Genomic DNA, 13,816 nt, shown 5'->3' with positions numbered 1-13,816 from the left:
CCGCTTGGAGACCCCCGTGTCCGCAACCACCACCTCCGCGAGACCCAGCCAGCTCTCCACCGCCCTCGCCCGCGACCGCCTCGGCGTGGCCGCGGTCGTCTTCTTCGTCATGTCGGCCGCCGCGCCGCTCACCGTCGTCGCCGGGGTCGTCCCCACCGGCCTCGCCGTCACCGGGCTCACCGGCATCTCCATCGCCTTCCTGGCCGTCGCGGTCGTGCTCGCCGTGTTCGCCGTCGGCTACGTCGCCATGGCGCGGCACATCGCCAACGCCGGCGCCTTCTACGCGTACATCTCCCAGGGCCTCGGCCGGCCCCTCGGTGTCGGCGCCGCGTGGGTCGCGCTGCTGGCCTACAACAGCTTCCAGCTCGCCTCGTACGGCGGCTTCGGCGCGATCGCCTCCCCGCTGTTCGCCGACTGGTTCGGCGTCGACGTGCAGTGGTGGGTCATCGCGCTGGTCGCCTGGGCGCTGGTGGCGGTCCTCGGCGTCCGCGACGTCGCCGTCAACGGCAAGGTGCTCGCCACCCTGCTGGTCGCCGAGATCGTGCTCGTCGTCGTCTTCAGCTTCGCCGACCTGGCCGCGCCCACCTTCACCGCGTCGTCCGCGCCGCTCGACCCGGGCAGCCTCGTCGGCACCGGCGCCGGAGCCCTGCTGGTCATGGCGGTCACCGGCTTCGTCGGCTTCGAACAGTCGGTGGTCTTCAGCGAGGAGTCCCGCGACCCGCGCCGGACCGTACCCCGCGCCACCTACATCGCGGTCGCGCTGATCGCCGTCCTCTACGGCTTCTCGGCCTGGGCGATGATCTCGGCCTCCGGCGGCCACGCCGTCGACCGCGCCGGCGCCGAAGGCCCGGAGCTGTTCTTCAACCTCGCCTCCGACCGCCTCGGCGGCACCGCGATCCACCTCGGCCACGCGCTGTTCCTCACGTCGCTCATCGCGGCGATGATCTCCTTCCACAACATCATCGCCCGCTACACCTTCTCGCTCGGGCGCGAGGGCGTGCTGCCGAGGGCATTCGGGCGTACGGTGCCCGGCACCGGCGCACCCAAGAACGGCTCGCTGGCCCAGTCGGCGCTCGGCCTGGTCGCGATCCTCGTGTACGCCGTCATGGGCTGGGACCCGCTGGTGCAGCTCTTCTTCTGGGGCGGCACCACGGGCGGCATCGGCGTGCTGCTGCTCATCACGGTCACGTCGGTCGCGGTCATCGGCTACTTCGCCCGCAACCCCCAGGGCGAGGATCTGTGGCACCGGCTCGGCGCCCCGGCCATCGGCACGGTGCTGCTGCTCGTGATGACGTACCTCGCCCTGACCAACATCGCCACGCTCTTCGGCGTCGAACCGGGCTCCGACCCGACATGGGTGGTGCCGCTCGCGTACGCGATCCTCGCGCTCGCGGGCGCGGCATGGGCGCTGATCCTGCGCCGTGCCCGGCCCGCGGTCTACCAGGGCATCGGCCTGGGCGCCCGGAGCGCGGCCACCTACTCCTTCTCGGAGGCCGTCCGATGACGCCGATCCGTCCCGCCGCCACGGCGGAGATCCCCGCCATCGGCCGGCTGATCGCCTACTCCTTCGACCACCTCCCGCAGAACCGCTCGCTCGTACCGGACGAGGCCGAACGCCTGACGGTGATGGGGGACTTCTTCACCTTCCTGTCCGAGTCGGCACCCGCGGGCGGCAAGATCGACGTCATCGAAGACGCGAACGGCGGCCTGGTGGCCACCGCGGTGTGGTTCGACCGTACGCGCGAACTGCCGGAGATCCCCGCGTACGAAAAAAGGATGGCCGCCCTCGCCGGCCGCTGGCTCCCGCACTTCCAGGCCCTCGACGAACTCTTCGAGAAGCACCACCCCGAGGAACCGCACTGGCACCTGGCATTCCTGGCAGTCCACCCGGACCACCAGGGCGCGGGATTGGGCAGCGCGCTGATGCAGCACACCCACGACCGGCTGGACGTGCCGGCCTACCTGGAAGCGACCAACGAGGACAACATCCGGCTGTACGAGCGGCACGGCTACACCCGCATGTCGCCGTTCGACATCCGGCTCCCGGACGACACGCCGTTCTTCCGTATGTGGCGTCCGTGAGTCCGGCCGGGGCGCGGTCCGCCGGGCCGCGCCCCGCCATCGTATCGATCTACTTGACTGTCCATCGCACGGCCACCAGACTCTTAACAATGCTTACTGGGCCTGTGAAGAGGGCCGGCATGGCCCTGACCGTCCTCATCGCCTGCGTCGCGGTCACACCGAGCGCCGCCGGCGCCACCCCGGCACGCGGGGAGTGCGCGACACCCTCCGTCGACCGCCTCCAGCAGTGGCTCGCCAGCGGCGAAGGCACCACCGTCCCGGCGACCGGCAGCCTGCTGGTCCCCACCCGCCACCACCAGTACGCGGCCAAGGTGACCTTCCTCAACGCCGAATGGCACGTCGTGGTCGTCTGGCTCGCCAACGAGTTCGAGGCGCAGGTGGACCTGTCGCACTCCCGCGGCTTCCTGCTCACGTACAGCGCCACCGAGGACCTGTACGTCCAGCTGCGTCCGGCGTCGCACTGGAGCGGCGGAGCTCAGTGGCTCACGCCGGTGCCGTCGACGGGGGGCCGGACGGTCACGCGGTTCTTCAGCCTCCGGCCCGGAGCGTGGACGTCGCTGCCGGAGCTGGGCACGCCGGCGTTCCCGTTCGACGTCGCCGTCGGCGAGGCGCGGGGCCTGGTCTTCGTCGGCAAGACGGCGAACGAGCTGGACTTCCGCGGGCTGCGCATCAACGGCTACGTCCCACCCTGCCTCTGACGATGCAGCGTCCTTCGTCCCGGGAGACTCGCCGCACGGCATCTCGCCGGGTCGGGCGCCGGCCGGATCTGCACCGAAGTCGCCGGCCTGAGCCATCATCTTTGTTCAGCTCGACCTGCCCGACCGACCGCGGCCGACCGGCTCGCGTCCTTCGGCGCGGTCTGGGGGCGTCGTATTGATCAAGCTGTGGCGGGACATCGCCGGCTTGCGTGCCCGACGGCCCGGGGGGAACGGACCGTCCTTGAGCAGGGGCAACGATTCCGCGTCCGGATCTTCCGGCCGACGAGAAGACGCCGAGAAACCCCGTGGAACTCCGCTCCACCGGTTGCCTCAACGCTGTGGCGATAGAGCCTCGTCTGGCTCGTCCGACGCCTACGGCAGCGCAGCGAAACGCGAGGGCCGAGCTGTTGTCGAAACGCCGACATGCCCGGTTGAGTGCACCGGATCATGATCGTCGTGAGTCACCTATCGAGTGGTTGAGCACATGATCAAATTGATCATCGGGCGCCGCTTGAGGTTAGCTGAGTGGACCGGCGACGACGAGGCCGTTACCTCCGGCGTCCAGGTAGTACACGCAGCGGATCGGCTCTCTGTCGGTAGGCCGGAGGATCACATAGCATCATGGGCCAGGTTGACTGCTCGTCAGAAGAGGATCCGTGACCAGGCATCATTTCGGACCGGCGGACAATTACGGGGTGTCGGTCGTCGCGTTTGACGGCAACGACCGTCAGGTGTCAGATGTCACGTGGTCTTCCGACGGCAGCCGAATAGTGACGGTCGGGAATAATAGTGCACGTGTGTGGGACGCGGAATCACTTGACCTGCTCGCCGTGGTGCCGGTCCGCAACGCACGACGCGCAGCATTCAACAGTGATGAGTCGGTCCTGGGCGTCGCCGACAACAGAGGGTTCAGTCTCTGGCGAACCGAGGGCTTCGTCGAAGGTTACCGCATCGGAACCTCGGAAAATCCCAAGATCGCATTCTCGCCGCGCTCGAGCCTGTTGGTGTACGCCGACTCGCTCGGTGCAAAGATCTACGACCTCGCGCTCGCTCGGCCACGCCACCTGCCCAGCTCCTTGAGGACTGTCGAGGCACTGGTTTTCGATGACACCCGTCGCTTCATCACCATCGGCGGTGGGGGTGGCGTCGAAGTGATCGATATCATGGATGGCTCCCGCCTTTGGCGCCAGACGACCCATGTCGGCATGGTGACCGACCTGGCCTACAGTCCGAATCATCAACTCCTCGCCGTCGGCTCGACGGACACGACCGTCGGTATCCTGGACGCGGCCACGGGACGGCTGACTACTTCTCTGGAGGGCCATACGGGAGCGATCAGTTCCGTCTCATTCAGCCACGACGGCAAGCTGCTCGCTTCCATGGACACCACAGGTACGGTGATTTTATGGGATTGCGCTGACTGGGCGCCGCTGCACGGACTGGACGTGGGCCGGTCTCCACATTGGGCGGCGCGACTGGCCTTTCATCCCGGGCGGCCCGTGCTGGCCGCGGTGGGGGTCGTTCCGGGCCACAACCAGTCCGCGGTCCTGCTCTGGAAACTCGATGCCAATCGGATTCGAGCGACGCGATCGCAGGCAGACAGTGTGACCTATGCATCGGCCAAGATCGTCCTGGTCGGTGAATCCGGTGCAGGAAAGACCGGGCTCGGCTATCGCCTTGCCCACGGTGTCTTCAAAGAGCATCCCTCCACGCATGGGCAGCAATTCTGGCTGATGAATGAGTTGGCCGTCACGCGCCCTGACGGAGCGGAGTGTGAGGCAGTTCTGTGGGATCTTGCCGGCCAGCCGGATTACCGGCTCATACACGCGCTCTTCCTGGAGGACGCGGACCTGGCGCTGGTCGTCTTCGATCCCACAAGAGATGAAGATCCGTTGCGAGGCGTAGATTACTGGCTTCAACATCTTCGAGCGACCAGCACCACGGCACCGTGCGAGATCATCCTCGTCGCAGCGCGATCAGATCGAGGCGCTGCCCGGTTGACCGAGGATGATATCAGGCAATTTTGTGCGGACCGAGGAATTCGGGCATATGTTGCGACCAGCGCGCTTGCCGACGTCGGACTCGACGACCTCCTGGACCTGATGCGTGACGCGGTCAATTGGGAAGCGCGACCCACCTCCGTCACCACCGCAGCCTTCAAACGTATCAAGGATGCAGTGCTCGCCCTCAAGGACACACTTGACTTCCGGCGAGTCATCGTCAGTATCGCCGAGCTCCGGAGCATTGCCGAGAAGCACGATCCCGAACTGCAATACAGTGACGCCAAGGTCTTAGGGGCTGTTGGGCATCTGGCCAAACACGGCTATGTTTCGGTCCTGCATGGATCGACGGGACAGCAACGAGTTCTCATGCGCCCTGAGCTCCTCAACAATTTAGCGGCCTCGATCGTCCTGGAAGCGCGGCGCAACCCGCGCGGCCTGGGCTCTCTCGAGGAGCATCGATTGATGGCAGACGAATACGCCTTCCCCGAGCTGGTCGGACTGGCCGAGGATGAACGTGAGATCCTCCTGGATTCCGCCGTGGCGACATTTCTCGCACACAATGTCTGTTTCCGTGAGACGGATCCTCTGACCAACCGAGTTTATCTCGTCTTCCCGGAATTGATCAACTTGCGCCGGCCGATGATCAAGAACTCGCGCACTCTTGTCGAGGGTGCTGCCTATACCATCACGGGCGCGGTGGAAAATGTCTACGCATCTTTAGTGGTGATGCTGGGCTACACGGAGGTCTTCACCCGCACGAACCAATGGCGTAACCAGGCGGAGTACACCTTCGGGCAGGACCTGATTTGCGCCTTTCAGCTGGAGGGAGAACGTGAGGGAGAGCTGGATCTTGTCCTCTCATACGGCGAAACGGTCGGCGACTCGGTTCGAATGTTGTTCCAAGGCCTCTTCGAGAGCTTTCTTCATCGCCAGGACGTGACGACAACCCGCTTCGAACCGGTTGTCTGCAGCAATCAGCATCAGTTGAACCGCGCGGTGGTTCGCGAGTTGCTGGCCGATGGTCAGATGGACAGCTTTTGTGCCAAATGCGGCAAGCAAATGAATCTGCGCGGTGGTCCGTTGTTGCTGGCGGCGGAGCAGGACGCCGACCTGGACCTTCAGCGACATGCCGCCACTCAGCGGTCCAGATTCGAGGAAGTGCTCTTCAGGCTCACGACCACTCTGGAGGCAGTTCCTCCCAGCTGCTTCATCAGCTACGCGTGGGGCGATGTGAAACACGAGCGCTGGGTCGAAAGGGAGCTCGCGACCGATCTCGCCAAAGCCGGGATAGCCGTCATCCTGGACCGCTGGGAGAACGCCCGGATCGGAGCCAGCGTGCCTCGTTTTGTGGAACGGATAGCGACCGCCGATCTGGTCATCGTCGTGGGCAGTCCCCTGTATCGTGAGAAGTACGAGAACCGCGAGCACATGGGTGGCTTCGTCGCCGCAGCCGAGGGAGACCTGATCGGTAACCGCATGATTGGAACGGAGGAACGCAAGGAGACGGTACTCCCCATTCTGGCCGAGGGAACCCCGGCTCTGTCTTTGCCGGCACTCCTGCAGGGGCGAGTACACGCTGACTTCACGGCGCCCGAACGCTACTTCCTCACGGTATTCGACCTCATTCTTGCGATTCATGGCCGTTCCGCGCGAGAGCCGGCCATGGCCGGGCTCCGCGAGCGGTTACTGGACCTGTGACGGTCGAGCGCCGCCCGGTCGATTGCCGAGACCCCGATTTGCAGGCGGACGAACCGACCGCCGAGCTGGACCGCGAAGCAAGACGCGACCGCGAGTAGTGCAGTTGCTGCACCCGCAGCGACTATGTCGGCGTTACGGCTGTGTGGCACAAATGGAACCCGCTCCATTGAGCGGCCCTGTGCGGCTGCCGGAGTGGCAACGCACCCTTGCGTATTCGACGCCGGTACGGTGCGCGCATGGCTTCTACCACGACCCCGGCGGATCGGGCCGACACCTGGGACATGGTGCTCGTTCACCGGGTCTTTCGGCGTGAATTGCAGCTCTTACCCGCGCTGGTGCGCGCGGTGCCCGCGGGGGACGTCGCTCGCGCCGAGGTGGTCGGCGCTCACCTCCACAGCATCGCCACGGCCCTGCACCATCACCACAGCGGCGAGGACCAGCTGCTCTGGCCGCTGTTGCTGGAGCGGGCCGTTGAGCACACCGACCTGATTCGCAGGATGGAGGCGCAGCACGATTCGTTGCACCAGCCGCTGGCCCGGATCGCCGAACTCAACCCGCGCTGGAGGCGGCTCGCCGCTGCTGCGGACCGTGACGAGCTGGCCGATGTGCTCGACAGGGCCTCGGCATCCGTCGACGAACACCTCACCGACGAAGAAGAGTTGCTGCTGCCGCTGGTCCCGGAATTCGTGACCCAGCGGGAGTGGGACGCGCTCGGTAAGCATGGCAGGGACGGAACCCCCAAGGGGAAACCACTCCTGCTCTTCCTCGGCGCGATCCTGGAGGACGCCACGCCGGCGGAGAGACAGCGCTTCCTGGGCCAGATGCCGCCGCCGGTCCGCCTGATCTGGCGCCTGCTCGGTGACCGGCTCTACCGAAGGACACGAGACCGGGTCCGTGCGGGGTGATCTCTGTCTGCGGGGAGATAGCAAGCCGCCGTCGCGACCTATGACGCCTACCCGAGCAACCGCTCTCTGCACGCTCGCAACCTCCCGCGGAAAGGCATCGGTCACGAACTCGCATGCCGCATGGTGCGTGGTGGGTTCCGTCCGAGGTCCGGTTCCGCCGAGAGCATTGGCTCAGCCCTGCTCGGACTCGTCGACGAGGCGGGCGATGCGGCGGTCCGGGACGATCCACACGATCGCCACGACGACATAGCTGGCCAGGGCTATGACCACGCCGGCCGTGCCCAGCGTCAGCGCGGCGATGATGCCGATCAGGTAGACGACGGGCGAGGCCTTGCCCTTGAAGTCGGTGCCGAGTGCCCGCCGCAGCGCAGAATCCGGCCCTTCGGCGCGGATGATGACCTTCTGCAGGATGAAGTAGGCGATGGCCGCGGCCAGGAAGTTGAGGCCGTACAGGACGACCGGATCGCGGGCGAGGCGGGATTCGTCGACCCACGCCGTCGTGAACGGGAAGAGGGACAGGCACAGCAGCAGGGCAAGGTTGGCCCAGAGCACGCCGCCGCTGACCCGGCGAACCACGTGGAACATGTGGTGATGGTTGTTCCAGTAGATGCCGACATAGATGAAGCTGAGGAGGTAGCTCAGCAGACCCAGACCTGTGGTGCGCACGAGGTCGTGGATGTGGTGGTCCTCGGGAACCTTCAGCTCGAGCACCATGATCGTGATGATGATGGCGAGCACGCCGTCGCTGAACGCCTCCAATCGGCTGGTCCGCATGGCGCCCTCTCTCGTGGGTGGGGGACGGACCGCTCCCGTCCCTGGGGGTGATCAGGATCTGCGGCTTGACGATAGCCGTCACTGCCCCGACCGGATGGGACACGCCGACTGCATGGCTGAGGGGGACAGCGTGAGTCTGCCCGCCGATCCATCCGCTCGTCTCGCCCTGCTCGATCACCTTGGGAACTGCTTCCCCGACCGGCTGTTCGACGAGCTGCCCGGGGTTGAGGGACCGATCGAGAGCCGGGTACCCGGATTCCGGGTGTTCCGCATCTACCCCGGCTCGGCCGGTGGCTGGTAGTTGTACGTGACGTCGGGCTGTTGGGCCGCGACCGAGCTGAGCGGCCATGGGCTGGGGTTCTTCCAGGCAGCGCCAGGTGATGACGGGGAGAACCTGGAAGCATCACGATGAACGCCTACTACCGCTGCGGTCCTGCCCGGCAAAGGCTCGATGGCGGACCCACGGTGCCGATCGGCCGTCCGTGGCTCGACGGCTCACACTGTGACCACTACCTGGTGAGTCTGCCGTATCCCATCGGCCCGGATTTCGAAACCTGTGAATGGCGCGCCGGGCTCACCCCGGATCCTCTGGCTATTGCCGATCACCGAATCTGTGGTTTGACCGCCTGCACCAAGTCACGCCCCTGAGAAGCAGACACATAGCGCGCCGGCCGATGCACTGATCCGCGCGGAGCGGACGCGCCGGACTACCGGACTCGAACCGGCTCATACCTTGCGGTCGTCAGCACGAGGTGCTGGTAACGGGCTTTCCCATCCGCCTTTGCCCGGCGCGCCCGCCGAGCCTACTCAGAATCCGGCAGCTGCCCGAGGTCCGGCCCGCATTGACATGCCGCTGAGCAGGCGTGCCGGCGTCACGCTGTCTCGCTCGGCGATCTGTCCGGGTGCATTGGTGCGCGATCCCAGGCGGCGCTTCGGGGTGTGAACCCGGGATTCTCGCGAGCCATGTCTAATGCAGCGTCCAGTCCGCGACCTCGGTGCTGATGCTGGGGTCCAGGGTGAGACGGAGTTTGGTCAGCTCGGCGGTCTGCGGCACCTCGAAGAGGATGACGACGTCGATGTCCCAGCCTGGTGCGATCGGGTTCAGGTTGTACGGCTGGAAGCTCGCCGTCATCGAGCTGTGGGGCTCGAACCAGCGGCCCTGTGTATCGAGGACACGCGCGTGTTTGTGTGGTTCGGCGAGGATCGGGGTGGTGCCGGTGTTGTGCAGGTTGGTGTGGAACGACACCCATCGGTGGCCGTTCATCGGACCGAAGCCTGAGGTCGGCGGCTCGTGCGGGTCGGTGACTCGGGCGAGGGAGATCTTGACCTCTTCGCCCGTCGTGCCGTGCAGGGTTATCGCGTCTCCGCTTCGGGTGTCCGCCGCAACGGGCCAGGCGGTGAGGACGGCGGTAGTCCCGCTGGCGACAACCAGAGCCACCACGGCGACCATCACCGGCCAGCGGAGACGGCGCCGCGAAGCGGGCGGCGGCGACGGCGTGACCGGTGCCATCGACTCGTTCGGGGTCGCCTGCACTTGCGGTGCAGCGCTCCGGCGCCGTGCCCGGACGGCCCAGACTCCGCCCACCGCGGCCGCCCCGGTCAGGGTGATCAGCGCCCCCACGCCGAGACGGCCGAGTGTGCGACGGCGCCGCGGCGGCAAGGTCATAGCTCATCGCATCGGCAGGCCGGGTGCGCACCTGAGGGGAATGCCGTAACCGGCCGGCCGACGACGGCATCTCCTCAAGCTTGCGGCTAGCTGCCGTCGACTCCTCGTACCTGCTTCGGATCAGTCGGAGAGGGGATCCGGGCGGCGAGGAACTTGGGGGCCATTTCGCGGTAGCTGTCCGTGATGAGGTCGGTAATCTCGTTCCAGTCGGTGTGGTCGCCTAGGAAGGCACCGGCGACGTTCCGGCCCCAGGCCGCGCGGAAGTACGGGAAGCCGCTCTCGGTCAGACCGAGCAGGTCGTCGTCAGGTACGCGAAAGGTCATCACGATCGGCGGCTCGCCGGTGACCAGATCCCGGGGGTAGTACAGATTGCGGTCCGGGTCCGCCGTGTAGACGTGGGCGATCGTCCGTTGACGGATCCGCCAGCGGACGCCGATCCAGGCCGGTTCCTCGTAGGCTTCCGGCAGCCCCCGGCAGATCGATCGCAACCGGTTCAGGATTTCCGGCGGCACGTCTCCGGGGGCGGACATGGGCCGACGATACCGGCCACCGGCGAGCTTCGCGGGCGCGTTCCGAGCTGACCGTCAGGGGAGAAGCTCGACGTACCCGTCGGTGCCGTGCACGCGGATCCGCTGTCCGTCGGGGATGAGCCGGGTGGCGTCGACGACCCCGACAACGGCCGGCAGCCCGTACTCGCGGGCGATCACCGCGCCGTGGGTCATGAGGCCGCCCACCTCCGTCACCAGGCCCGCGGCGGCGACGAAGAGGGGGGTCCAGCTGGGGTCGGTGTGGGCCGTGACGAGGATGTCGCCCGGTTGGAGATCGGCGTCGGCCATGTCCAGGATGACGCGGGCCCGGCCCTCGATCGTGCCCGCGGAGACCGGCAGGCCGATCAGTGCGCCGGACGGCACGTCGTCGCGCCGGTACGCGCCGGTGATGGCCTCGCCGTCGGAGGTGAGCACTCGGGGCGGCGTGAGCGCCTGGTAGGAGCGGAACTCTTCCTTGCGCCGGCCGATGAGGTGGTTGTCGGCCTGGCTCGTGCGGACGACGTCATCGAGCTCATCGAACGTCAGGTAGAAGATGTCTTCCTTCTCGTGGAGCACGCCGGCGCGGACGAGGCGGTCGGCTTCTTCCAGCAGGGCTTGCTTGTACACGAAGTAGCGGCTGACCATGCCGTACTTCGGGTACTCGCGGTAGCCGATGAAGGTGCGGACCCGGTCGATCTTCTGCTTCGTCTCGTCGGCCTTGCTCTCCCCGTCGGGCAGCGTTCGCAGACGTTCGAGCAGCTCCTGCTCCTTCTTACCGGCCTCCTCGCGGCCCTGCTCGAAGCGGCGGCGGCTCTCGCCGGGTGCGAAGTTCCTGACGTTGCCGAGGATCAGGGGTACGAGCGTGTCGGGACGTTCGCTCCACCGTGGCCGGGTGATGTCGATCTCGCCGACGCAGCGCATGCCGTACGTGTCCAGCCACGCCTCGATGGCCTCGCGCGCCTCGGGGCCGCCCTCGAGTTTCGGCAGCTCGTCCAGGAAGCTCGGGTCCTCGACGCGCTGCAGGAGCGCCGCCACCTCCGGGTGCGGCCGGATCACGTCGGCGACGTCGAGCAGCGCCAGTCCCATCTCCGAGGTGATGTTGTGGGGTACCGACTGCGTGAGGGTGTCCGCCGCGTTCTTCTCGCCCAGCCACTCCTCCAGACGTTCGTTGAGCCACCACGTGGCCTCCATCGCGGACATGAACACGCGATGGCTCCGCGGGTCGAACAAGATCCGCCGCAGTTCCTGGATGTCCGCCCGGATGAAGTCGAGCAGCTCCTCGCCGGTCCTGGTCCGGATGCCGGCCGCCGCCGCGGCGACGGAGGCCTCGCTGTTCCCGATCAGCTCGGTGACGATGGCCGGATCGGTCTCGATCGGGGCCGGCGGGCCGCCGAAGAGCGGGCCGGGGGAGTCCTCGTCGGGGATGGTCCGGATGAAGCCGTCGCGGTCCAGGACGGTCCGCAGCGCGTCCCCGGTCAGCGGATCCCCCTTCGCGATGAGCTCCAGCAGGCCGGCCCGGCTCGCCGGCGCGGCCACCCTCTTGGTGACGTCGACGAACAGGCGGCCGCCGGCCTCGGCCATGGGGGCGGGGGTCGTCATCTGCCAGAAGGAGATCCCCAGCGGCTTCATGGGGTCGGTCATCATCTGCTGGTGGCCGACGGAGAGGTAGACGTGGTTCTCCTCGTCGCCGGACTCGGGCACGGGGAACAGCGTGGTGATCGGCCGGCTCTGGACGATGTGGAAGTCGTCGCCGGCCAGGCACCATTCGATGTCCTGGGGGTGGCCGAACCGCGCCTCGATCCGCCGGCCCAGCCGCACGAGCCGCACGACCTGCGCATCCGTCAGCGACGGTGGCTCGTGCTCGGTCGTCCTGGCGACGATCTCGCCGTCGCGCACCTTGAAGACATCCGGGTTCATCAGGCCGGACACCAGGGCCTCGCCGAGGCCCGGGCCGGCCTCCACGGAGGCGAGTTTCCGGTCGGACGTCACGGGGTCGGCGGTGAACAGGACGCCGGCCGCCTGCGGGAGGACCATCTGCTGCACGACCACGGCCATGCGGACCGTACGGTCGTCGATGCCGTTGCGCCGCCGGTAGGTCACGGCGCGCTCGGTGAACAGCGAGGCCCAGCATCGGCTGACGTGCCGGAGGATCGCCTCCGCGCCCACGACGTTCAGGTACGAGTCCTGCTGGCCGGCGAAGGAGGCGGTCGGCAGGTCCTCCGCCGTCGCGCTGGACCGGACGGCGCAGGCCGCCTGTTCGCCGAGCCGGGCGAGAGCGCCGGTGATCTCCGCTGCGAGGTCATCCGGAACGGCGATGCCTTCAAGAATTCGGCGGATCTCCGCGGTCAGGGTGCGGATCCCCTCCCGGTCGTCGGCTTCGAGCCGCGAGAGCCGGTCGAGGTCGTCGTCGAGCGACGGTGCTTCCGCCACGATGCGCCGGAAAGCATCCGTCGTCACGCAGAAGCCGGGCGGCACACGGACGCCGTCCATCCGCGACAGCGCTCCCAGATGCGCGCCCTTGCCGCCGACGACAGCCAGCAGCGTCTCGTCGACCTCGCGAAGATCCAGCACGTACATGTCAGCCCGCCGAAAGGTTGAGTTCGAAGCTGTAGCGGCTCGCCCGGTAGACGTGGGATCCGTACTCCAGCGCGCGGCCGCTCACGTCCCAGGCCGTACGTGTCATGGTGAGCAGTGAGGCCCCCCGCTTCTCCTGCAGGATACGTGCCTCGCCGGCGGCGGCCGAGCGGGCCCCGATGATCTGGGTGGCGATGCGGGGCTGGTAACCCGCCCGGCGCAGCAGCTCGTAGAGGCCGTGCGCGGCGAGGTCGCCGGCCTCGAGGTGGAGCAGGTCGAGCGGGATGGCGTTGTGCATCAGGGCCAGCGGTTCGCCGCCCGCGTAGCGCAGGCGTTCCATCCAGGTGACCTCGGTGCCCGGCGGCAGCTCCAGCGCCTCGGCGACCTCCGCCGGGGCCGGGATCACCTTCAGCTCCAGGACCTCCGTACGCGGCTCGCGGTCGGAGGTGACCAGGTCGTCGTACAGGCTGGACAGTTCGACCGGGCGGCGGACCTTGGGATGCACCACCTGGGTGCCCACGCCGCGCTTGCGCACCAGCATGCCGCGTTCGACGAGGTACTGGATCGCGCGGCGGGTGGTGGGGCGGGATACGCCCAGGCGTTCGGCCAGGTCGACCTCGTTCTCGATGCGGGCGCCCACGCCGATCTCACCGGCTTCGATGAGCTCCTGCAGCCGGCTGGCGACCTGGAAGTACAGGGGCACGGGGCTGCTCCGGTCCACCTCGACCGGGCGGACCGGACTGCGTGGGGCAGAGAGATCGGATGCCACGTGACCCCCTTGGTTTTTCAGTTTGTCAGGACAAAGTATTGACGTGGAAGCACTCACGTTATTACATCGAAACCAACCGAGATACCCCCCGCCGGGGTGAGACCCCCGCCTCTCCGTGCT

At 67.3% G+C, this 13,816-nt stretch carries 12 protein-coding genes; 7 read left to right on the top strand and 5 right to left on the bottom strand.

The window, feature by feature from the left end:
- Positions 1–16 precede the first annotated feature (16 nt).
- The 5 genes from ACIBO8_RS29880 (at position 17) to ACIBO8_RS29860 (ending at position 7,386) form a co-directional block, all read left to right on the top strand.
- On the top strand, positions 17–1,504 hold the full coding sequence (locus ACIBO8_RS29880) for an APC family permease (protein WP_396118681.1): 1,488 nt from the start codon (positions 17–19) through the stop codon (positions 1,502–1,504).
- Positions 1,501–2,082, top strand: coding sequence for a GNAT family N-acetyltransferase (locus ACIBO8_RS29875; protein ID WP_396118680.1), 582 nt, complete (start codon positions 1,501–1,503; stop codon positions 2,080–2,082). The genes ACIBO8_RS29880 and ACIBO8_RS29875 overlap by 4 nt, the downstream gene beginning before the upstream one ends.
- 119 nt (positions 2,083–2,201) lie before the next feature.
- Complete coding sequence (locus tag ACIBO8_RS29870) at positions 2,202–2,780, top strand: hypothetical protein (protein WP_396118679.1); 579 nt, start codon at positions 2,202–2,204, stop codon at positions 2,778–2,780.
- Between the two features lie 656 nt (positions 2,781–3,436).
- Positions 3,437–6,481 (top strand): TIR domain-containing protein, encoded by a 3,045-nt coding sequence (locus tag ACIBO8_RS29865; RefSeq protein ID WP_396118678.1) that lies wholly within the window; start codon positions 3,437–3,439, stop codon positions 6,479–6,481.
- Positions 6,482–6,762: 281 nt separating this feature from the next.
- Complete coding sequence (locus tag ACIBO8_RS29860) at positions 6,763–7,386, top strand: hemerythrin domain-containing protein (protein WP_396118677.1); 624 nt, start codon at positions 6,763–6,765, stop codon at positions 7,384–7,386.
- A gap of 171 nt (positions 7,387–7,557) precedes the next feature.
- Here ACIBO8_RS29860 and ACIBO8_RS29855 read toward each other — a convergent pair whose 3' ends face one another.
- Positions 7,558–8,160, bottom strand: coding sequence for a TMEM175 family protein (locus ACIBO8_RS29855; protein ID WP_396118675.1), 603 nt, complete (start codon positions 8,158–8,160; stop codon positions 7,558–7,560).
- A 112-nt stretch (positions 8,161–8,272) separates the two neighbouring features.
- Between ACIBO8_RS29855 and ACIBO8_RS29850 the strand changes: the two genes are divergently transcribed.
- Positions 8,273–8,461 (top strand): hypothetical protein, encoded by a 189-nt coding sequence (locus tag ACIBO8_RS29850; RefSeq protein WP_396118674.1) that lies wholly within the window; start codon positions 8,273–8,275, stop codon positions 8,459–8,461.
- A 107-nt stretch (positions 8,462–8,568) separates the two neighbouring features.
- Positions 8,569–8,808: a hypothetical protein gene (locus tag ACIBO8_RS29845; protein WP_396118673.1), complete on the top strand. Its 240-nt coding sequence runs from the start codon at positions 8,569–8,571 to the stop codon at positions 8,806–8,808.
- A gap of 319 nt (positions 8,809–9,127) precedes the next feature.
- On the opposite strand, the gene ACIBO8_RS29840 is transcribed toward ACIBO8_RS29845, so the two are convergent.
- From ACIBO8_RS29840 to ACIBO8_RS29825, 4 genes are all read right to left on the bottom strand, one after another.
- Positions 9,128–9,781 (bottom strand): hypothetical protein, encoded by a 654-nt coding sequence (locus ACIBO8_RS29840; RefSeq protein WP_396118672.1) that lies wholly within the window; start codon positions 9,779–9,781, stop codon positions 9,128–9,130.
- 131 nt (positions 9,782–9,912) lie between these two features.
- Complete coding sequence (locus ACIBO8_RS29835) at positions 9,913–10,356, bottom strand: MmcQ/YjbR family DNA-binding protein (protein ID WP_396118671.1); 444 nt, start codon at positions 10,354–10,356, stop codon at positions 9,913–9,915.
- A gap of 54 nt (positions 10,357–10,410) precedes the next feature.
- Positions 10,411–12,930 (bottom strand): rifamycin-inactivating phosphotransferase, encoded by a 2,520-nt coding sequence (gene rph / locus ACIBO8_RS29830; protein WP_396118670.1) that lies wholly within the window; start codon positions 12,928–12,930, stop codon positions 10,411–10,413.
- Between the two features lies 1 nt (position 12,931).
- Complete coding sequence (locus ACIBO8_RS29825; RefSeq protein ID WP_396118669.1) at positions 12,932–13,630, bottom strand: GntR family transcriptional regulator; 699 nt, start codon at positions 13,628–13,630, stop codon at positions 12,932–12,934.
- Positions 13,631–13,816 lie beyond the last annotated feature (186 nt).

The sequence above is a fragment of the Actinoplanes sp. NPDC049681 genome, from assembly GCF_044465265.1.
GTDB lineage: Bacteria > Actinomycetota > Actinomycetes > Mycobacteriales > Micromonosporaceae > Actinoplanes.
Note: the sequence above shows the minus strand (reverse complement) of the source record. Positions and strands in the feature narration are given on the sequence as shown.